Origin of the sequence: Kitasatospora sp. NPDC008115, from assembly GCF_042957205.1 — a bacterium.
Classification (GTDB): Bacteria; Actinomycetota; Actinomycetes; order Streptomycetales; family Streptomycetaceae; genus Kitasatospora.
The window spans coordinates 395095-415242 of sequence record NZ_JBIBHU010000001.1; the positions used below are offsets into that span (position 1 = coordinate 395095).

15 protein-coding genes are annotated in these 20148 nt (G+C 75.7%); 1 reads left to right on the forward strand and 14 read right to left on the reverse strand.

What is annotated here, in order from left to right; genetic code table 11:
• Window positions 1-87: 87 nt before the first annotated feature.
• The 7 genes from tmk to bldG form a co-directional block, all read right to left on the reverse strand.
• Window positions 88-3387: a dTMP kinase gene (tmk, locus tag ACFZBX_RS01705; RefSeq protein WP_391530785.1), complete on the reverse strand. Its 3300-nt coding sequence runs from the start codon at window positions 3385-3387 to the stop codon at window positions 88-90.
• A 261-nt stretch (window positions 3388-3648) separates the two neighbouring features.
• Window positions 3649-6534 carry a type I DNA topoisomerase gene (gene topA, locus ACFZBX_RS01710; protein WP_391530786.1) on the reverse strand — a complete coding sequence of 962 codons (2886 nt, stop codon included), beginning with the start codon at window positions 6532-6534 and terminating at the stop codon, window positions 3649-3651.
• A gap of 429 nt (window positions 6535-6963) precedes the next feature.
• Window positions 6964-7446, reverse strand: a complete 483-nt coding sequence (locus ACFZBX_RS01715) for a DUF3592 domain-containing protein (RefSeq protein ID WP_391530788.1) — start codon at window positions 7444-7446, stop codon at window positions 6964-6966.
• Between the two features lie 152 nt (window positions 7447-7598).
• The gene (locus ACFZBX_RS01720; RefSeq protein ID WP_391530789.1) at window positions 7599-9131 is read right to left on the reverse strand and encodes a methyltransferase; all 1533 of its coding nucleotides are present in this window, start codon (window positions 9129-9131) and stop codon (window positions 7599-7601) included.
• Between the two features lie 204 nt (window positions 9132-9335).
• On the reverse strand, window positions 9336-10055 hold the full coding sequence (locus ACFZBX_RS01725; protein ID WP_391530791.1) for a small secreted protein: 720 nt from the start codon (window positions 10053-10055) through the stop codon (window positions 9336-9338).
• A 123-nt stretch (window positions 10056-10178) separates the two neighbouring features.
• The gene (locus ACFZBX_RS01730; RefSeq protein WP_391530793.1) at window positions 10179-10598 is read right to left on the reverse strand and encodes an ATP-binding protein; all 420 of its coding nucleotides are present in this window, start codon (window positions 10596-10598) and stop codon (window positions 10179-10181) included.
• Between the two features lie 179 nt (window positions 10599-10777).
• Window positions 10778-11119, reverse strand: a complete 342-nt coding sequence (gene bldG / locus ACFZBX_RS01735) for an anti-sigma factor antagonist BldG (protein WP_344342978.1) — start codon at window positions 11117-11119, stop codon at window positions 10778-10780.
• A 222-nt stretch (window positions 11120-11341) separates the two neighbouring features.
• Between bldG and ACFZBX_RS01740 the strand changes: the two genes are divergently transcribed.
• Window positions 11342-13903, forward strand: coding sequence for a DEAD/DEAH box helicase (locus ACFZBX_RS01740; RefSeq protein WP_391530794.1), 2562 nt, complete (start codon window positions 11342-11344; stop codon window positions 13901-13903).
• Here the strand turns inward: ACFZBX_RS01740 and ACFZBX_RS01745 are convergent.
• From ACFZBX_RS01745 to ssd, 7 genes are all read right to left on the reverse strand, one after another.
• Window positions 13898-14398: an Rv3654c family TadE-like protein gene (locus ACFZBX_RS01745; protein ID WP_391530795.1), complete on the reverse strand. Its 501-nt coding sequence runs from the start codon at window positions 14396-14398 to the stop codon at window positions 13898-13900. The genes ACFZBX_RS01740 and ACFZBX_RS01745 overlap by 6 nt on opposite strands.
• A complete protein-coding gene (locus ACFZBX_RS01750) occupies window positions 14395-14814 on the reverse strand; it encodes a TadE family type IV pilus minor pilin (RefSeq protein ID WP_391530796.1) in 420 nt (139 codons plus the stop codon). The genes ACFZBX_RS01745 and ACFZBX_RS01750 overlap by 4 nt, the downstream gene beginning before the upstream one ends.
• Window positions 14804-15058 (reverse strand): DUF4244 domain-containing protein, encoded by a 255-nt coding sequence (locus ACFZBX_RS01755; protein WP_391530798.1) that lies wholly within the window; start codon window positions 15056-15058, stop codon window positions 14804-14806. The genes ACFZBX_RS01750 and ACFZBX_RS01755 overlap by 11 nt, the downstream gene beginning before the upstream one ends.
• A 37-nt stretch (window positions 15059-15095) precedes the next feature.
• Window positions 15096-15890 carry a type II secretion system F family protein gene (locus ACFZBX_RS01760; protein ID WP_391530800.1) on the reverse strand — a complete coding sequence of 265 codons (795 nt, stop codon included), beginning with the start codon at window positions 15888-15890 and terminating at the stop codon, window positions 15096-15098.
• Entirely contained in the window at window positions 15890-16939 is a 1050-nt protein-coding gene (locus ACFZBX_RS01765) for a type II secretion system F family protein (RefSeq protein WP_391530801.1), read from the reverse strand. Before ACFZBX_RS01765 ends, ACFZBX_RS01760 begins: the two co-directional genes overlap by 1 nt.
• A 159-nt stretch (window positions 16940-17098) precedes the next feature.
• A complete protein-coding gene (locus tag ACFZBX_RS01770) occupies window positions 17099-18388 on the reverse strand; it encodes a TadA family conjugal transfer-associated ATPase (RefSeq protein ID WP_391530802.1) in 1290 nt (429 codons plus the stop codon).
• Between the two features lie 53 nt (window positions 18389-18441).
• Window positions 18442-19563, reverse strand: a complete 1122-nt coding sequence (gene ssd, locus ACFZBX_RS01775) for a septum site-determining protein Ssd (protein WP_391530804.1) — start codon at window positions 19561-19563, stop codon at window positions 18442-18444.
• Window positions 19564-20148 lie beyond the last annotated feature (585 nt).

The following is a 20148-nucleotide window of genomic DNA, read 5'->3' on the forward strand; positions in this document are numbered from 1 at the left end:
CGCTACGGACTACCGCTCCAGCAGTCGAGCATACGTGGCGGCTACGACGGGCCCGGGCCCTACGGGCGGCCGGCCGGCCGGGGCCGGTCAGCCCCGGCGGCCCCAGCGCCGGCCCTTGCCCTTGCCCTCGCCCTGACCGCCCTGGTCACCCTGACCGCCTTCACCGCCGCCGTCGCCCCGGCCGCCGGTGCCACCGGGACCCGGACGGTCGGTCCGGTCCCAGTGGGCCCACTCCTCGCGCGAGCCGAGCAGGGTGTCCGTCAGGCTCGGCAGGTCGTCCATCGGGGTCTCCTCCGCCCAGTCCGGGCGGGGCCGCTGGTCGGCGGCGGGCCGGTCCTGCTCAGGGTCGATCACCGGGAGCTCGCGGGTGCGCTCGGCCGGGCGGTCCTCGGCGCCGACCCGGGGCAGCACCGCCGTGCGGTCGGCGTCCTCCGCCGGGATCCGCGGCAGCACGGCCGTCTCGTCGGCCGCCGGCCCGTCCTCCGGCACCACCGGCAGCTTCGCCGTCGCCGTGAGATCCGCCGCGCCGGCGCCCCGGCCCCGCAGCGAGAGCTCCTGGGTCACGTCGCCGCCGTGCCCGGTCCGCGGATCCGCCGGCCCGTCGCCCCGCACGGCCCGCAGCTCGGTGGTCGCCGCCTCCCCGGCAGCGCCCGCACCGCCCGCACCCGCCGAGCCCGCGCGCTCCGCCGCCTCGGCGGCCGCGGCGGCGGCAGCGGCCAGCGCGGCGGCCTGCGCCAGCCGTGCCTCCTCGGCCCGTTGCAGCGCCTCCTCCGCCCGGCGCCGCTGCTCCTCGCGCGCCAGGTCGCGCTGCCGCTGGAGCTCCGCCCGGGCGGCCGCCTCCTCGGCGAGTCGCTTGCGCTCGGCCTCCTCGGCGGCCCGGCGCGCCTCTTCCTCCGCGCGCCGCTTCGCCTCCTCCTCGGCCTGCCGGCGGGCCTCCTCCTCGGCCTTCTTCCGGGCCTCCTCGGCAGCCTTGCGCGCGGCCTCGGCGGCGGCCCGCTCGGCCTCCTCCTTGGCCAGCCGCTCCTTCTCCGCCTGCTCGGCCCGCAGCTGCGCCAGCACCTCCTGGCGCTTGCGCTCGGCGGCCTCCTCCTCGGCGCGCTTGCGGGCCTCCTCCTCGGCCCGGCGGCGGGCCTCCTCGGCCGCCTTCCGCTCCTGCTCGGCCCGGGCGGCCTTCTCCTGCTCGGAGAGCGGCAGCTCGCGGTCGAGCCGGTGGCGGATCGAGGTGGTGACGACGCCGGGGGCCTGGCTGCCGTCGACGACGAGGTAGCGCGCCGGGTCGGCGGCGGCCAGCGACAGGAAGCCGGAGCGGACCCGCTGGTGGAACTCGGTCGGCTCGGACTCCAGCCGGTCCAGCGCCTCGGTGAACCGCTCCCTGGCCCGGGTCGGGTCGACGTCCAGGACGACGGTCAGGTCGGGCAGCAGCCCGCCGGTCGCCCAGCGCGAGATCCGGGCCACCTCGGTGGCGGCCAGGTCGCGGCCGGCGCCCTGGTAGGAGATGGAGGAGTCCATGTACCGGTCGGTGATGACCACCGCGCCGCGGGCCAGCGCCGGACGGATCACGTTCTCGACGTGCTCGGCCCGGTCGGCCGCGTAGATGAGGGCCTCGGCGCGGTGCGACAGGCCGGTGTTGCCGACGTCCAGGACGAGGCTGCGCAGCCGCTGGCCGACCGGGCTGCCGCCGGGCTCGCGGGTCAGCACGACCTCGTGGCCCTTGCCGCGGATCCACTCGGCGAGCGCCTGGGCCTGGGTGGACTTGCCGGCGCCGTCGCCGCCCTCCAGGGCGATGAAGAAGCCGGTGCCCGCGCGGTGCGGGGCCGGGCCGGTGGCGCCGCGCAGCGCGTCGGCCAGGTCCCTGCCGAACGGCACGGTGCCGCGCCGGTCATCGGTGCGCAGCAGCACGACGGCGGCCAGCACCAGGGTGAGCAGTCCGGCGGTGGCGACCGCAAGGGCCGCGCCGCCGTGGATGAAGGTGAACGAGCCGGGCTCGACCGTGCCGTACTCGACGTCCCCGTAGGCGGCGGCGATCAGCGGGACGCCGACCAGCGCGGCGCCGACCACGGCCCGCAGCACCGCGTACAGGTGCTCGGTGACCTGCGGCAGCCGGACCTCCTCGACCTCCTGGGAGAGCAGGGTGCGGCCGGTGGAGACCACCACTCCGGCGGCCAGCGCGGCCAGCACGGTGAGCAGCAGGACGAGCACGAAGTCCAGCACCAGGCCGGCCAGGATCAGCGCGACGCCCTCGGTGAGCAGGGCGAGCGCGAGCAGCCGGCGGCGGGAGAGCGAGGGCAGCACGGCCCGGGTGAGCCGGACGCCGAGCGCGGGGACGCCGGTGGCGGCCAGTACCAGCAGGCCGTAGCCGATCGGCCCGGCGCGGTGCTCGGCGGCGGTCAGCAGGGCCAGCGCGGCGACGCCGGCCATCGTGGCGTACCCGGCGCAGACCGCGAAGGTGAAGTAGGGGGCGGAGCCGGTGCGGCCCTTGGCCAGGGCCGGGCCGGGGGTCGCGTCGGTCGGGGCCCGCAGGCCGCGCAGCGGCGAGACCGGCGGCACCCGGACGGGACCGCCGGGCAGCTCCTGGAGGTGCACCCGCGCGGCCGAGACGGCGAACAGCGCGGCCGCGCCGAGGGCGGCGAAGGTGGTCTGGTGGGCGCGCAGCCAGTCCGAGCCGAGCGCCGCGCAGACGTTGTTGAGCAGCGTGAGCGCGATCAGGGCGGTGGCGGCGAGCGGCACGGTGGCCCAGCCGGTGCGGTGGTCCAGGGTGCGGACGGTGGCCAGGTTGGCGGCGGACGGGCGCCGCTCGGCCACCGGGGCGTACACGTCGGCGGGCGGCAGCAGCGCGGGGACGGCGGCGGCCTTGGCGATCGCCCAGACCCGTTCGGCGGCGCCGGTCAGGAAGACGGTGGCGAGCAGGACCCAGGTCGCGGCGCCGGAGGGCTCGGGGCCGGAGCCCAGCCAGACGATCCACCAGGGGGCGATGCCGATCAGCACGGCGCGCAGCGCGTCGGCGCCAAACAGCGTCCAGCGCCGGTCGAGCTTGCCGCTGAGCAGCCCGTGCACCGGGCCCAGCAGGGCGGCGCCGACCAGTCCGGTGGCGGCCAGCCGGGTGGCGAGGACGGCGGCGACGGCGAGCGGCAGGCTGCGCGGCGGGTCGCCGAACGGCCCGCCGAGCACGGCGGCGATCACCGTGAGCGCGATCAGCACCAGCAGGCCGAGCCGGTCGGCGGTGCCGCCGATCAGCTGGGTGGTCCACAGCCGCCGGTAGGGGCGCAGCCTCAGCAGCGCCCGGATCCGCTCGCCGGCGGTTCCGGCGGGCGCGGTCTCCGGCCGATCGGGCGTGCCGGTGCCGGCGGCCGCCGCGGCGCTGGGGGTGGGCTGCTCCTCGCTCGTCATACGGTCAGCGTAGCGGTCGGGGCATGGGGCAAAAGAGGGGAGCGCGGCTCCGGAAGGGCGCCGCCACCGGGTTGTGACGATCCGCGTACGCCCCTGTCACGCCCGTGCCCCGCCGATTGCCCCGGCGCTGCCCCCGGTTCGGGGCAGGGCTCGGGGGAGCGGCTCGGGAGCAGCTCGGAACACAGCTGGGAACACGGCCGGGACACGGCCGGGGCCCGCGCCGCCGGGGCGGACGCGGGCCCGGGTGCGACCGACCGGGGGTCAGCCCTCGTCGGTGGCGGTGGTCTTGCCCGCGGCGCTCTTGCTCGCCGCGGTCTTCTTGGCCGCCGCCGTCTTGGTGGCGGCCTTCTTCACGGTGGTGGTCTTCTTCGCCGCCGTCTTGGCCGCCGTGGTGGTCTTCTTGGCGGCGGTCTTGGTCGCGGTCTTCTTGGCCGCCGCCTTCTTCGCCGGGGCCTTCTTCGCCGTCTTCTTCACCGGCCCGCGCGCCCGCTTCTCGGCGAGCAGCTCGTAGCCGCGCTCGGGCGTGATGGTCTCGACCGCGTCGTCCTTGCGGAGCGTCGCGTTGGTCTCGCCGTCGGTCACGTACGGCCCGAACCGGCCGTCCTTGACCACCACCGGGCGCTCGCTGACCGGGTCGGTGCCCAGCTCCTTGAGCGGCGGCGCGGCGGCGGCCCGGCCGCGCTGCTTGGGCTGGGCGTAGATCGCCAGCGCCTCCTCCAGCGTGACCGTGAACAGCTGGTCCTCGCCGGTGAGCGAACGGGAGTCGGTGCCGCGCTTGAGGTACGGGCCGTAGCGGCCGTTCTGCGCGGTGATCTCCACGCCCTCCGGGTCGACGCCGACCACGCGCGGCAGCGAGAGCAGCTTCAGCGCGTCGTCCAGCGTGACGGTGTCCAGCGCCATCGTCTTGAACAGCGAGGCGGTCCGCGGCTTGACGGCGTTCTTGCCGGTCTTGGGCGTGCCCTCGGGCAGGATCTCGGTGACGTACGGGCCGTAGCGGCCGTCCTTGGCGACCAGCATGTTCCCGCTGACCGGGTCCGGACCCAGCTCGTAGTCGCCGCTGGGACGGGCCAGCAGCTCCTCGGCCAGCTCGACGGTCAGCTCGTCCGGCGGCAGCTCGTCGGGGATGTCGGCGCGCTGGCCGGGCTCGCCCTCGACCTCGGAGGCGCGCTCCACGTACGGGCCGTAGCGGCCGACCCGCAGGGTGATGTCGTCGCTGACCCGGAACGAGCTGATCTCCCGGGCGTCGATCGCGCCGAGGTCGGTGACCAGTTCCTTCAGGCCGCCCAGGTGGTCGCCGTCGCCGTTGCCGGCCTCGGCGGCGCCGCCCGCGGCCGCGCCCTCGCCGCCCTCGCCGAAGTAGAAGCGCTTCAGCCACGGCACGGACTGCGCCTCACCGGCCGCGATCCGGTCGAGGTCGTCCTCCATCTTCGCGGTGAAGTCGTAGTCGACCAGTCGGCCGAAGTGCTTCTCCAGGAGGTTGACCACGGCGAAGGAGAGGAACGACGGCACCAGCGCCGTCCCCTTCTTGAAGACGTAGCGGCGGCCGATGATGGTGTCGATGATCGAGGCGTAGGTGGAGGGGCGGCCGATCTCCCGGTCCTCCAGTTCCTTGACCAGCGAGGCCTCGGTGTAGCGGGCCGGCGGCTTGGTGGCGTGGCCCTCCGGGGTGATCTGCTCGGCGGCCAGCGGGTCGCCCTCGGCGACCTGCGGCAGCCGGCGCTCGCGGTCGTCCAGCTCGGCGTTCGGGTCGTCGGCACCCTCGACGTAGGCCTTGAGGAAGCCGTGGAAAGTGATGATCTTGCCGGAGGCGGAGAACTCGACGTCCCGGCCGTCGGCGGCCCGGCCGCCCACCTTGACGGTGACCGACTGGCCGACCGCGTCCTTCATCTGGGAGGCGACGGTGCGCATCCAGATCAGCTCGTAGAGCTTGAAGTCGTCGCCGCTCAGGCCGGTCTCGGCGGGGGTGCGGAAGCGGTCGCCGGACGGGCGGACCGCCTCGTGCGCCTCCTGCGCGTTCTTCACCTTGGAGGCGTAGGTGCGCGGCGCGTCCGGCAGGTAGTCGGCGCCGTACAGCTGGGTGACCTGCGCGCGGGCGGCGGCGACGGCGGTGTCCGACAGCGTGGTGGAGTCGGTACGCATATAGGTGATGAAGCCGTTCTCGTACAGCTTCTGGGCCACCTGCATGGTCCGCTTGGCGCCGAAGCCCAGCTTGCGGCTGGCCTCCTGCTGGAGCGTGGTGGTGCGGAACGGCGCGTACGGCGAGCGGCGGTACGGCTTGGACTCGACGCCGCGCACCGAGAACGCGGTCTGCTCCAGGGCGGCGGCCAGCGCGCGGGCGGCCTGCTCGTCCAGGTGCAGGGTGTTGGCGCTGCCCGCCTTGAGCCGGCCGTCCTGGCCGAAGTCGCGGCCGCTGGCGATCCGCTTGCCGTCGACCGCGATCAGCCGGGCGCCGAAGGTCTCCGGGTTGGCCGCGTCGGCCGGGGTCCGGCCGGTGCCGAAGGTGCCGACCAGGTCCCAGTACGAGGCCGAGCGGAACGCCATCCGCTCGCGCTCGCGCTCGACGACCAGCCGGGTCGCGACCGACTGCACGCGGCCCGCCGACAGCTTCGGCATGACCTTCTTCCAGAGCACCGGCGAGACCTCGAAGCCGTACAGGCGGTCGAGGATGCGGCGGGTCTCCTGGGCGTCGACCAGGCGCTGGTTCAGCTGGCGCGGGTTGGCCACCGCCTCCTGGATGGCGGTCTTGGTGATCTCGTGGAACACCATGCGGTGCACCGGCACCTTGGGCTTGAGCACCTGCTGGAGGTGCCACGCGATGGCCTCGCCCTCGCGGTCCTCATCGGTGGCGAGGAAGAGCTCGTCGGACTCCGCGAGCAGCGACTTCAACTTGCTGACCTGGGACTTCTTGTCCGCGTTGACCACGTAGATCGGAGCGAAGTCGTGGTCCACGTCCACGCCGAGACGGCGCACCTCGCCGGTGTACTTGTCCGGGACCTCGGCGGCCGTGCTCGGGAGGTCGCGAATGTGCCCGACGCTCGCCTCGACGATGTAGCCGGGGCCCAGGTAGCCCTTGATCGTCTTCGCCTTGGCCGGCGACTCGACAATGACGAGTCGCTGTCCGTGCGCGGTCTCGCTGCTCGGGGACACCTTCGCTCTTCTCTCCCGGTCGTTACGTGAGCTGGTCGGCGCTGGCAGCACGGGCTGCGCTCCGCCCGACCCCTCCACCGTCCCGGGGCTGCCGCTGTACGACGACCCCACCAGCGGAGTGTGACCGTACCCCGGCCACCCTTGTCAAACGGACGGATCCCGCAATTTCACCGGCAAGGCCGACCGACGCCACTCGAACGGTAACCCGAGCGCGACGGATCGCGCCCTGCGGAGGGGGGCTTCGGCGGGTTTCGAAGGATGGAATGACGGATTTCAAAATCTGTCAACGGAATATCCGCCCCCGGATCGCGCCTGTTCCGGGAGCGCACGGGCCCGGGGCGGGGACCGGCGAGGGAGCGGGCAGGAGCCGGACAGGGCGGGCAGGAGTCGGACGGGGCGGGCAGGGCGGGCAGGACGGGCAGGGACCGGCTAACCGGCGACGAGCAGCAGGAGTGCGCCGGCGGCCAGGCAGCCGAGGCCGAGCGCCGTCCACAGCAGGTCGGCGACGACGGTCCGCGAGCCGTTCTCCTCCGGTGCGAGCACCGCGATGCCGGGGCGGCGCGGGTCGTAAGCGATCCGGACGGAGGTGCCCGGCACGAGCCGGGCCGGGCGGCGCAGCGGGGTGTGGCCGCGTGGACGGGTCAGCACCAGCTCACACGCCTCGACGCCCAGGCCCACGGTGCCGTGTGCACCGACGCCGCGCGCCCCGCCCCTGTTCGTCCCGACGGCCGCGGGCTCGGTGGAGAAGGAGAGCAGCGGCGCGCTGTCGAGTTCACCGTGTGCGTCGGCTTCGGCGACCACCGTCGCGACGGCCGGCCGTCCTCGACGGCGCACTCGGTGGCGCAGGCGCACTTCGGCGGCGCACCAGAGCAGGAGTGCGCCGCCGAGGAGGGCGAATATCGCGCCCCCCACCGTCGCCGTCGTCGTTTCCACCCCAGCCGCCCCCAGCCCTGTCCACAGCCTGTGGACAGAGCCTCACAGGCCGGGACCAACGAGGGGCGGATCTTCGGCGAACGGCCGACGAACCGGGGGAATCCGTGAAGTGAACCGGAGGCCCGACAGCTTCAGGCCACCGGGCGGATGAACCCCTGCTCGGTCAGCAGCCGCAGCGACTCCGGCACGCGGTCCCGCAGCACCACCCGGTCCTCGCCCAGCAACTGGGCGATCGCATCGACGATCTCGCCCGCCGACAGCGTCCCGTCGCAGACCCCGACGAAGCCGGCGCCCACCGTGTCCACCTTGGTGGCCCGGCGCATCCCCCGGTTGTGCCGCAGGATCACGTGCTCCGGGTCCTCCGCCCCCGGGGCGCCCACCTGCTCCTGGACGACCTCGTCGGCCAGCACGTACCGCGCCGCCAGCAGGCCCGCGTCGTCGTGCGTGCGCAGGAAGTCCTGCCGGTCGAACCACTCCTCGATGTGCGGGCCGAGCGGCTGCTCCACCGGGTGCGGCCACTCCTCCACCCGGACGGTCGGCCGCTCGGCGCCGCTCGCCCGCAGGGTGATCCAGCCGAAGCCGATGCCCTCGACCCGGCCGGCCTCGAAGGCGTCCAGCCACTCCCCGTACCGGGCCCGGTAGTCGCCGCCGGGGCCGCGGTGGTCGCCGCCGTCGCGCAGCCAGAGCTCCGCGTACTGGGCGACGTCCTGCACCTCGCGCTGGACGATCCAGGCGTCCAGTCCGGTGCCGGCCACCCAGCCGGAGAGACGGTCGTGCCAGTCCTCGCCCCTGACGTGCTGCCAGTTGGCCAGCAGCTGGCAGTAGCCGCCCGGCTCCAGGTGGGCGGCGGCCGAGCGGACCAGGCTGCGGCAGAGGTCGTCCCCGGCCATCCCGCCGTCCCGGTACGTGAACCGGCCGGCCGGCGAGATCACGAACGGCGGGTTGGAGACGATGAGGTCGAACCGCCGCTCCCCTACCGGCTGGAAGAGGCTGCCGGCGGCGGTCTCCGTGTTGTCGAAGCCGGACAGCGCCAGGGTCAGCTCGGTGAAGCGCAGCGCCCGTGCGTTGAGGTCGGTGGCGGTCACCCGCTGGGCGTGCCGGGCGGCGTGCAGCGCCTGCACCCCGGAGCCGGAACCGAGGTCCAGCACCGAGCCGACCGGCCGGCGCACCGTGATGTTGGCCAGTGTTGTGGACGCGCCGCCCACCCCGAGCACCAGGTCCTTGCGGGCCACGCCGTGCGCGGTCTCGCCGGAGCCGATCCCGCCCGCGCCGCCGACCGCGCAGCCCAGGTCGGAGACCACCCAGGCGTCCGAACCCGGCAGCCCGGCGACCTCGTTGGCGTACGGGCGGATGTCCACGGTGGCGCGCACCAGCTCGCCGTCCGGGCGCAGCCAGCCGTCGGCCAGGCAGTCCTCCACCGGCAGCGCGGCGGCGGCCGCCTTGTACGGCACGGGCTGCTGCAGCAGGAAGAGCCGCACCAGCGTCTCCAGCGGGCTGCCGCCGCGGGTCGCGCGCAGCGCGGGCACCGCCTCGCTGCGGGCCAGCGCCGCGTACCCGGTGGGCCCGAGCAGATTCAGGCAGCCGTCGGCGGTGTACGAGGCGGCGAGCAGCGCCTCGCGCAGCTTGGCGAGGCGGGTCGGGTCGAGAGCGGGGCTACTGATCACCCCGCCATTGTCCCCCGCGCGGCCCTCCGCGCCCGCCCGTTCCGCCGTCCCCTCCTGGCCTTCTCCGCCACGCCGACGACCCCCTCGGCCGTGGCCGAGGGGGTGCGGGGGCGTGCGGGGTCGCGCGGTGTTCGGGTCCTGCGGGGCGCGGGGTCGTACGGTGTTCGGGTCCTGCGGGGCGTGCCGGATCGGGAGTGCGGCCGGTCAGCTCGCCGTGGGGGCGGGGGCCGGCGTGGTCGGCGTCTGGGCGGCGGGGTCGCCCGCCGCCGGGCTCGCGGCGTCCGTGGCGGACGCCGTGGCCGTGTCGGTGGGCGCGCCGGTGGGCGCGTCCGTCGGCGTGGCCGCCGCGCCGTCGGTCGGGCCGGCCGTCGGGGCGGGGGCGGCCGAACCCGGCTTGCAGCCCTCCTGCTTGGCCATCGCCGCGCCCAGCTCGCCGCGCTGGAGCTTGCCCTGCGCCTGCGTGGAGAGGGCGGACAGCTGGCGGATCTGGTCGCCCACGCTGCGCAGCCCGTCGGCGAACTTCGACTGGTCGTCGACGGCGAGCGCGTCCAGCTTCTTCTGGATGTCGAGGTAGCCGTCGGCCGCCTTGTTGAGCTCGGCGACGGTGTCCTTCTGCAGGGTCGCGCCGTCGTCCACCTTGGGGGCGCCGGCCCCGTCGATGGCCGCGGCGATGTCCTGGTTGGTCTTGGCCAGCCGGCCGATGTCCGCCGAGAGGCGCTTCTGGAGGTCGGCCGGGACTTCGCCGGTCTTCACCTGCGCGGTGTCCGCCAGCGCGGTCTGCGCCTGGGCGATCGGGTCCTTGGCCGCGCCGCACACGTTCGCCGCCCAGGACTCCAGCTGCTTGCTGTTGTCGTCGCCGCAGCCGACGGCGCCGAACGCGAGCAGCGCCCCGAGCACGGGTACGGCCAGCAGTCGCTTGTTCACCGGGAGAAGCCCTTTCGGTTTCGGTCGTCGAACTGCGAACCTACACGTCCGCCGTTCGACGCCCGGTGCCTGTCCGGGCCCGCTCCCGCCCGTCGCCCGCCGCTCCGGGCGGCGCCGCGCCGCTCAGAGCGCGAGCGCGTCCACCGAGGCGGGCCAGCTCATCCGGATCAGTCCTCCGCCGGCGCCGGCGGTGACCTCCAGGTCCTCGACCAGCCCGGTGAGCACCGCGAGGCCGAGGGCGTCCTCGTCCGGCTCGGCGCCGTCCGCCGTGCCGGCGGTCGGGACGGTGTCGAGGCCGGCCTCGTCCTCGACCTCGATGAGGAAACGCTTCTTCTGGTCGATGAGTGCGACCCGCACGGCGCCCTTGACGTCCCCGCGCCGGTGCAGACCGACTGCGCGGGAGCACGCCTCGCCGACGGCGAGGCGCACCTCGTCGAGCACCGACTCGTCGACCCCGGCTCGTCTGGCGACTGCCGCGGCTACCAGCCGGGCCGTTCGCACGTGCTCGGGAAGCGCGCTGAATCGAAGTTCGACGGTTGCCATCTCTTCCCCCTCGGGGTGCTCCGACCGGGGCCGGGCTCACGGCCCCTGCGGGCCGGCGGCGACCGGCCTTGGGACGGCCGGACGGGCCGGGGCACCTGGCCCCGGCTCCTCCGGACGCATAGGGATCGGGCGGACCGGCCGCCAAGGGCCGGCCCGGCCGGGTCAGTCGGTCCTGCGGATCAGTCGGTCGCCTGGACGGCGTCGTCCACCGAGTTGTGGATCGGGAAGACCTTGGTCAGACCGGTGATCCGGAAGATCTTCAGAATGCGCTCCTGGTTGCACACCAGGCGCAGCGAGCCCTCGTGGGCGCGCACCCGCTTCAGACCGCCCACCAGCACGCCGAGGCCGGTGGAGTCCAGGAAGTCCACGCCCTCCATGTCGACGACGAGGTGGTAGCTACCGTCGTTGACGAGCTCGACCAGCTGCTCGCGCAGCTTCGGGGCGGTGTACACATCGATCTCGCCGCCAACCTCGACGACCGTGCGATCGCCGACTGTACGGGTCGACAGGGACAGGTCCACGGAACCTCCAGCACCTTGCCTTGCTACGTCATTGCGATCCTCGGCCGGACGGCCGTCACCGCATGGTCGCGAGCTCCGGGCACACCCAGCCAGTGCGTGGCAAGCCTCAGCGCTGCGACCCCCGGCCGTACGGCCGTCACGGCCACATTCAACCACCTGCGACCATGCCCGCACGATGGCTTAGGACGATTCTCCGTCACGCCGGTGACACACTGGGTCCTCATGCCGCCGCGTCACAGCCTGCCCGAGGCACTGCTCACGACCCTGTCCACCACCCGAGGGCGGTCGGACCGGCTCACCCATACGGAGCACCTTCCCGCCCGGCCCGCCCGTTATGCGCCCTGGCCCGAGTGGATCCGGCCCGAGATCGCGGCATCCGCCCAGGCCATGGGCGTCCGGCAGCCCTGGGCCCACCAGGCGGAGGCGATGAACCTGGCCAAATCCGGTCAATCTGTGGTGATCGCCACAGGGACCGCCTCGGGCAAGTCCCTCGGCTACCTCGGCCCGGTGCTCTCCGACCTGCTGGACGGCACCGAGGCGCGCAACGGCCGGGGCGCCACCGCGCTCTACCTCGCCCCGACCAAGGCACTCGCCGCCGACCAGCGCCGCCGGGCCGCGGAACTCGCCCCGCCCCGCGTCCGGGCCGCCCTCTACGACGGCGACACCCCGCCCGAGGAACGCGAGTGGGTCCGCCAGTACGCCTCCTACGTGCTCACCAATCCGGACATGCTGCACCGCGGCATCCTGCCCGCGCACGCCCGCTGGTCCTCCTTCCTCAAGACCCTGCGCTACGTCGTGGTCGACGAGTGCCACGGCTACCGCGGCGTCTTCGGCTCGCACGTGGCCCAGGTGCTGCGCCGGCTGCGGCGGATCTGCGCCCGCTACGGCTCCTCGCCCGTCTTCCTGCTCGCCTCCGCCACCACCGCCGACCCGGCCGCCACCGCGCTCCGCCTCACCGGCCTGCCCGCCGAGGCGGTCACCGACGACGCCTCCCCGCGCGGCCCGATGGTCTTCGGACTCTGGGAGCCCCCACTCACCGAGAACGTCGGCGAGCACGGCGCGCCCGTCCGCCGAACCGCCACCGCCGAGGCCGCCCACCTGCTGACCGACCTGGTCGAACGGGAGACCCGCACCGTCGTCTTCGTCCGCTCCCGGCGGGCCGCCGAACTGGTCGCCCTGCAGACCCAGGACCAGCTCCCCCGCCCGCTCGCCGACCGGGTCGCCGCCTACCGCGGCGGCTACCTCGCCGACGAGCGCCGGGCCCTGGAACGCGAACTGCAATCGGGCCGGCTGCTCGGCCTCGCCTCCACCTCCGCTCTCGAACTCGGCGTCGACATCTCCGGCCTGGACGCCGTCCTCATGGCCGGCTACCCGGGCACCCGGGCCTCGCTCTGGCAGCAGGCCGGCCGGGCCGGACGCGAGGCCCAGGGTGCGCTCGCCGTCCTGATCGCCCGGGACGACCCGCTGGACACCTACCTGGTGCACCACCCGGAGGCGCTGTTCGCCACCCCGGTCGAGGCCACGGTGCTCGACCCGGACAACCCGCACGTCCTCGCCCCGCACCTGTGCGCCGCGGCCGCCGAGCTGCCGCTCACCGACCAGGACCTGGAGCTGTTCGGCCCCTCGGCCGCACCACTGCTGCCGGTGCTGGAGCGGCGCGGACTGCTCCGCCGGCGCGGCGACGCCTGGTACTGGACCCGCCGCGAGCGGGCCGCCGACGCCGTCGACCTTCGGGGCAGCGGCGGCAGCCCGGTGCAGATCGTCGAGGCGCCGACCGGCCGGCTGCTCGGCACCGTGGACGCCTCCGCCGCCCACACCACCGTGCACACCGGGGCCGTCCACCTCCACCGGGGCCGCACCTACCTGGTCCAGGACTTCGACGTGGAGGGCTCGGTCGCCCTGGTCGAACCCGCCGACCCGCCCTACACGACCGCCGCCAGGGACATCACCTCCATCTCCGTGCTCACCACCGACACCACCGTCGACTGGGGCGAGGGCCGGCTCAGTTTCGGTTCGGTGGAGGTGGTCAACCAGGTGGTCGGCTACCTCCGCAAGCGGATCTCCACCGGCGAGATCATGGGCGAGAGCAAGCTCGACCTGCCGCCACGAACGCTGCGCACCCGGGCCGTGTGGTGGTCGGTCACCGAGGACCAGCTGCTCGACGCGGACATCCCGCCCGACCAGCTGCCCGGCGCCGCCCACGCCGCCGAGCACGCCTCCATCGGCCTGCTGCCGCTCTTCGCCACCTGCGACCGCTGGGACATCGGCGGAGTCTCGGTACCGCTGCACCCCGACACCGGGCTGCCCACCGTGTTCGTCTACGACGGCCACCCCGGCGGGGCGGGCTTCGCCGAACGCGGCTTCCAGCGGGCCGTGCAGTGGCTGACCGCCACCCGGGAGGCGATCGCCGTCTGCGAGTGCGAGCGCGGCTGTCCGTCCTGCGTGCAGTCGCCCAAGTGCGGCAACGGCAACGACCCGCTGGACAAGGCGGCCGCCGTCCGGCTGCTGGACGTGCTGCTCGCCGGCGCTCCCCCGGCCGCCGCCGGGACCGGCCTGGACGGAGCAGCCGGACCGTCCGGCCCCTCCGGGGCGGGCGGGCAGGCCGCGCCGACGCACACGGCCGACCCGGTGGAGGCGGCCCAGGCCGCAGCCGAGGCGGCCGACGGCGCCGAGGCGGCGGCCCGGACGGCGGAGCAGGAGGCGAAGCAGGAGCAGGAGGCGAAGCGGGAGGCCGATCAACGGGCGGACGGGCCCACCGGCGGGGGCTCGCCAGGAGCTTCATGAGCCACCCCCGGCCTGCATCGGCTGCCCGCCCTGCGCCGGCTGTCCGGTCGGATCCGCTTCGCCCAGCGCGGCCCGCGCGTCCTCGTCCGTCGGTGCCACCGGAGCCCTGATCGGTCCGGCCCGGGCCCGCGCCCGGGCCGGACCGACCGGCAGGCGCAGCGGCAGCCCGGAGACGGGCACCTGGGCGACCACCTCGACGGCGTCCTCCGCCTGATCCACCGCACACGCGACCACGACGGCCTTCTGCACGGCCGCCACGGCCTGGGCCCGGCCGCAACCACCGTCCGCGTCCAGCAGCAGCCGATCGGCCGCAGCGAGCGCCGCCAGGTCCGCGGCGGATTCCGCCCGGTGCCTGGCGGCGACCACCGCGCCCACCGAGAGCACGGCGGTGCACACCAGGCAACCGAGCATCGCGCAGGCCAGCAGCCATACCGTCGCCGACCCCGTGTCGGCCCGGCGCGGCACCGGCCGCGCCGGCGCCCTCCGACCGTTCACAGTCCTGCACCTCCCTCGGCACCCCACAAAACGTCCTCTCGGGCCGCAACAGCCGTGGCGCTCAGCCGCACCGTGAGCACCCCCGCGAACCGCCCCGGTGCCCCGTAGGGCGCGTCCACGGTGACCCGGACGGTCTCCGGCGCCAGATCGACCAGGACCTCCGCCCCGGGCGGCGCGGCCACCCGCGCCATTCCGGCGGCATCGGCCTCCCCGCGCGCGGCCGCCCTGGCACCCACCCGCGCCGCGTCGACACAGCGGAGCTGGGCGGCCGCCGCGAGCACGGCCCAGACCAGCAGCACTCCCAGCAGCACCAGCGCCGGCAGCGCGACGGCCGTCTCTGCGGTGACGAACCCTCCGTCGCCGCGCCGTCGTCGCCGCCGGTGCCACTGCCTCCGCAGCGGCTGGTCAGGCCACATGGAGCGCCCGGTCCAGGGCGCCGGCCAGCGCCTCGAACACGGCCGTGCTGGTCGCCACCTTGTACAGCGCGGCCCCCAGGGCGCACGCGCCCAGCGTGCCGACCGCGTACTCGGCGGTCGTCATCCCCGCGTCCGAGCCACCCCGGGCCCGGTTCCTCCACCGGAGCACCGGCCGGATCGCGGGCCGGAGCCGGCGCGTCGCCCCGGAAGCGGCGACGACCACGGACTTGATCACCACGTTCATGGTTTCCCTCCTCGCATCGGTTCGATTTGGTGTTGCGTCACATCGCGTGCGAAAAACGGCTGGCGAGCCCCATGACCACCGGGGCGACACCGACCAGGACGAATGCCGGGAGGAAGCACAGCCCGAGCGGCGCCGTGGCGAGCACCCCGGCCCGGCGGACCCGGGTGTGCGCCATCCGGACGGCCTCCGCCCGCCGGCCGCTCGCGAGTCCGGAGAGCGCTGCCGCCGCCGGGGCGCCGCTCAGGCTCGTCCGGACCAGGCACCCGGCCAGCGGCGCCAACGGGGGATGCTCCTCGCCGAGCCGGCGCCAGCAGACCTCCGGCGGTGAGCCCAGGGCGAGTTCGGCCGCGGTCGACAGCAGCCGCGGACCCATGGGGGCGTCAACGCTCGCACCGACCGCCGCCACGGCCACCGCCGGCGAGGCCGCCGATCCGAGACAGGCCGCCAACAGCTCGGCCGTGAACGGCAGCTGCCGCACCAGCCGCTCCTCCTCCAGCGCGACCCGCCGCTCCGCCGGGGACCTCGCGCGAGGCATCCACCGGTGCAGCCCGACCGCCAGCAGTCCGCCCACCAGCAGGCCTCCCGGTCCGCCGAGGAAGGCCGCCGCCCCGAGCCCGGCCGCCACCGCCGTCGCCGCCCGCCGGACCCACCCGGGGAGGACGGGACTCCCCCGCGCCGCCGGCCGCCGATCGGCCCGCCGCGGCCGGGCCCGGTCACCCGTGCCCAGAAGCGCCTCGGCCCGCCGCCGCGCCCGCCACCCACGCCGGGCCGGACCGCCGACCGCCCCGACCAGCAGCACCCCCAGGCCTGCCGACGCCGTCAGCCAGGTCATCAGCACCCCACCTCCCGGCGGAACGCGTCACTCGGCCGACCGGTCCGGGCGCGGATCCGGCTGATCCCGCACCTCCACTCCTCCGGGGACGGCTCGGCCTGCCGCCCCGGGGCGGCGCCCAGGGCACCCTCGGAGGCCGCCCGGACGATGCGGCCGGTCCACACCAGGCCCAGCCCCTCCAAGCCCGCGCCCGCCACCAGGGCGGCCAGCCCTGCGGGCGTGTGGAGCAGCACCTCCAAGGGCCTCGCCCCGAGGGCCGCACCCAGCAGCAGTCCGGCGAGCGGCAGGGCCGCCAGTACCGCGATGGTGGTGCGCGGCGCCGCCAGCTCGGCGCCGATCTCCTCCGCCAGGGCCCGCTCGACCCGCAGGGCTTCGGCCACCCCGTCCAACCCGGCCGCCAGACCCGACCCGCCGACGGAGGAGACCTCCCAGCAGGCGGCGACCGCCGCCGCTCCGCTCCCGCCCGGCAGTTCGGCGATCAGCCGGAAAGCGGCGGGCACGTCCGCGCCGTACCGGCCGGCGGCGAGCCGGGCGACGGGCTCACCGCCGAGCCTGCGCAGCGCCACCGGGTCGGCGGCGATCCGCGTGGTCACCAGGTGCAGCGCCTGCTCGGGCGTCGCCCCGCCGCGCAACTCGCCCGCCAGCCCGGCGCAGAGCTCCACCACGGCGGCCGCCCGGTGCCGTGCCTCGATGGCCGCCGCGCGCCGCAGCCGCCACCGCCGCACCGGCAGGACGGCCAGAACGGCCGCCAGCACCGGAACGGGCGATCCCGTCGCCCACCCGGCCGCCAACCCGCCGGGCAGGAGCAGGAGCTCGGGAGCACCCCGGACGGGCCGCCAGAGCCCGCCCGACCACCGGGCGACCGCGGCCGCCGCGCCGCCGTCTCGAACACCGACGCCACCGCCGTCGGCACCGGCGTCGCCCTCGCCCGCCAGCACCGCACCGATCCGGCGAGCTCCTGCCACCTGCCGCTGCAGCCCGCACCACGCCGCCACCGCGGCCCCGCACAGCACCAGCACCCACCACAGCGCCGCCTCGTCACCCGTCACGGCCACCACCTCCCTCGCCATCCCCACCGACGCCACTTCGCAGACCGTTCCGGGAACCCGACGGCCTCCTCGGCCCACCACCCGGCCCGAGCAGCAGTAGGGCACCCGCCACACAGCCGCCCATCAGCAGCGCGAACACCACCTCCGCCCACCCGACCGTCACGGCGCACCCTCCTCGACGGCCGCTCCCCGGGCGGCGAGCAGGCCGGTCAGGCGCGCCCAGCCGGGGCCGGGAACCGTGGCGCCGTCCGCCGTGAACGCCACCGCCGGGGTGGTGACGGCGAGCCCGTGCCGGTCGCCGTCCAGGGTGTGGATCTCGGCGACCCGGCGACGTCCGGTGCCCTGGTCCCGCGCCAGGTGCACCACCAGGTCGAGGGCGGCGCGGAGTTGGCTGTGCAGGGCCGGGCGGTCCAGTCCGGCCAGCGAGCCGAGCGCCTCCAACCGGACCGGCACGTCCGCCGCCGTGTTGGCGTGGACCGTCCCGGTGCCGCCCTCGTGGCCGGTGTTGAGGGCGGCGAGCAGGTCGGCCACCTCGGGCCCGCGCACCTCCCCGATCACCAGCCGGTCGGGCCGCATCCGCAGCGCCTGGCGGACCAGGTCCCGCAAGGTGAGCTCGCCCAGCCCCTCCTGGTTGGGCGGGCGGCCCTGGAGCCGCACCACGTGCGGGTGGTCGGGGCGCAGCTCGGCGGAGTCCTCGGCGACGACGATCCGCTCCTCCGGACCGACCAGGCCGAGCAACGCCGCGAGCAGCGTGGTCTTCCCCGTACCGGTGCCCCCGCTGACCAGCAGCGAGAGCCGGGCCCGCACGACGGCGGCGAGCAGTTCGCCGCCGCGCGGCGGCAGCGCCCCGCCCGCCACCAGCTCGTCGAGGCTGAACGGCCTCGGACGGCACACCCGCAGCGAGATGTGGGTGCAGCCGGCGGCGATCGGCGGCAGGACGGCGTGCAGCCGGGTGCCATCCGGCAGCCGGGCGTCCACCCAGGGCCTCGCGTCGTCCAACCGCCGCCCGGCCGCCGTGGCGAGGCGGTGGGCCAGCCTGCGCACCGCCTCCGGGTCGGCGAAGCGGACGCCGGTGACCCGGTGCAGACCGCCGCCCCGGTCGCACCAAACCTCGTCCGGTCCGTTGACCAGGACGTCCGTGACGTCGGGCGCCGCCAGCAGCCGGTCCAGCGGGCCCGCACCCACCAGTTCGGCGCAGAGCGAGCGCACCGTGTCGAGGACGTCGTCGCCGCCGAGCGGCGGTCTGGCGGCGCGCAGGGCGGTCGCCACCGAGCCGGCGGTCGGCGGCGCCCCGGACTCGGCCAGCCGCAGCCGGACGGCGTCGACCAGCGCGGCGGTGCGCGCCTCCCGCGCCGTCCGGCCGTAGGGGTTCGGTTCGGTCCGGGCGACGGCCTCCGGGGTGCTCCCGGGGGCCGGGACGCTCCGCAGCAGCCTCCGTTCGCGCGGCACCGGACCACCGTGACCGGCCCCCGGAGCACCGACGGCCTTCCGCAGACGCACCATCAGGCGACACCTCCCTCGACCGCCGGCACCGGCAGCACCTCGTCCAGGAACGCCCCGCAGAAGCGGGCGAGCGGCCCACCGTCCCGGATGCCCGGCGGCACGCCCTGTTCGAGGTCGACGGCCAGGGCGGGCTCCGGCTCCAGCACCCCGGCGAGCTGCATCCGCAGCCCCCGGGCGACCCGGTGCGCGGGGAGCCCGAGGGGTCCCGGCATCCGCACCACCGCCCGCACGTCGTCGAGCCGCATCCGGACCGACGCGGCCACCCGGTCGGCGGCGGCGACCGCGCGCAGTTCGGCCGGCACCACCAACAGCGCCGTGTCGGACTGCTCCAGCGCCTGTCCGGCCGCCGGATCGAGCCGCCGGGGCACGTCGACCACCACGAGGCCGCCCCGGCGGCGGGCGGCGGCCAGGACGCTGCGCATGGCCTCGGGCGGCACCGCGAGGGTGTCGCTGCGGTCCCAGGACAGGCAGGACAGGGTGCCGAGCCGCTTGAGCGCGGGCAGCGCCCGGGCGAGTTCGGCGCCGCTCACCCGCCCCCGGGAGCCGGCGAGGTCCGGCCAGCGCAGGCCGGCGGTGGTCTCGCCGCCGAGCAGGATGTCGAGCCCGCCGCCGAGCGGGTCGCCGTCGACGAGCACCGTGCGCAGGCCCCGGCGCGCGGCGGTGACGGCGAGCGCGCAGGCCAGGGTGGAGGCGCCCGCGCCGCCCCGCCCGCCGAGCACGGCGACGGTGCGCGCGGGGGCGCCGACCCCCTCGGCGGCGTCGGCGACCCGGTCGAGCAGCCAGGCCTCCGCGTCGGGCAGGAACAGCACGTGCTCCGCGCCGAGTTGGACGGCCCTGACCCAGACGCCCGCGTCGTCGAGGTCCAGCCCGAGCAGCAACACCCCGGCTCTGCGGGGCAGCCCGGCGCACTGGGCGGCCCGGTCGTCGCCGACCAGGACGAGCGACGCGCCCTCCCAGAGCTCGCGCGGCGGCGGGGCTCCCCGGATCAGCCGCGGATCGGTGCCGGCCGCCGCGCAGATCCGCAGCAGCTGCTCGGCCAGGCCGTCGTCCCCGGTGAGGACGAGCGGCCCGCCGGGCTCCGGCCCGCCGGTGGTGGCGTGGTCGGTGATGGGCTTCGTCATGGCGGCTCCCCTGTCGTCCTGGTGTCCGGTCGGTCCGGCAGCCGCGCTCGCCCGGCCCGCGGCACGGGCCGGCAAGCGCTGCCGGACATCACGGTGGACGGTGATCCGGATTCCGGCTGCCGGCTTCCGAATCCCTGTGGACAACTCGGGGGCTGTGGACGAAAACGTTCACCCGCACGGGGGGCTATTGGACAAAGAATTGACGAAACGGCCTCACGGAGATGAACCGCCATACCGGCGCGGCCGGATAGCGCGGCATCGGCCACAGCCTCCCCGGGGCAGGTCCGGGCCCCATTCCCGAAGCGGCGGGGGCCGGAGCCGACCCCGAGCAATGTCCTACGGATGCTCTACGGAGAGTGACGAAATGAAGGGTCTGCCCCCGGGTGTCGACACCCCCTGTAGGCGCCGTCGAGGCCGGCCGCCGGATCCTCACGGTCGGCCGTTCAAGCCCTGAAAATGGCCCCGGACGTGCGACGACCCCCGCCGGGGGGGGAGAGCGGGGGTCGTCTATCCACGGCCCGACTCGGGGGGGAGGAGCCGGACCGGGTTAGCACGGTCGCGAACGATCCGTGACTTCCATGGTGT

What these genes read in the sequence shown, in the direction of transcription:
- tmk (WP_391530785.1), bottom strand. Translation starts at nt 3,387, where the DNA reads ATGACGAGCGAGGAGCAGCCCACCCCCAGCGCCGCGGCGGCCGCCGGC.
- ACFZBX_RS01730 (WP_391530793.1), bottom strand. Translation starts at nt 10,598, where the DNA reads ATGGCAACCGTCGAACTTCGATTCAGCGCGCTTCCCGAGCACGTGCGA.
- ACFZBX_RS01740 (WP_391530794.1), top strand. Translation starts at nt 11,342, where the DNA reads ATGCCGCCGCGTCACAGCCTGCCCGAGGCACTGCTCACGACCCTGTCC.
- ACFZBX_RS01750 (WP_391530796.1), bottom strand. Translation starts at nt 14,814, where the DNA reads ATGTGGCCTGACCAGCCGCTGCGGAGGCAGTGGCACCGGCGGCGACGA.
- ACFZBX_RS01755 (WP_391530798.1), bottom strand. Translation starts at nt 15,058, where the DNA reads ATGAACGTGGTGATCAAGTCCGTGGTCGTCGCCGCTTCCGGGGCGACG.
- ACFZBX_RS01760 (WP_391530800.1), bottom strand. Translation starts at nt 15,890, where the DNA reads ATGACCTGGCTGACGGCGTCGGCAGGCCTGGGGGTGCTGCTGGTCGGG.
- ssd (WP_391530804.1), bottom strand. Translation starts at nt 19,563, where the DNA reads ATGACGAAGCCCATCACCGACCACGCCACCACCGGCGGGCCGGAGCCC.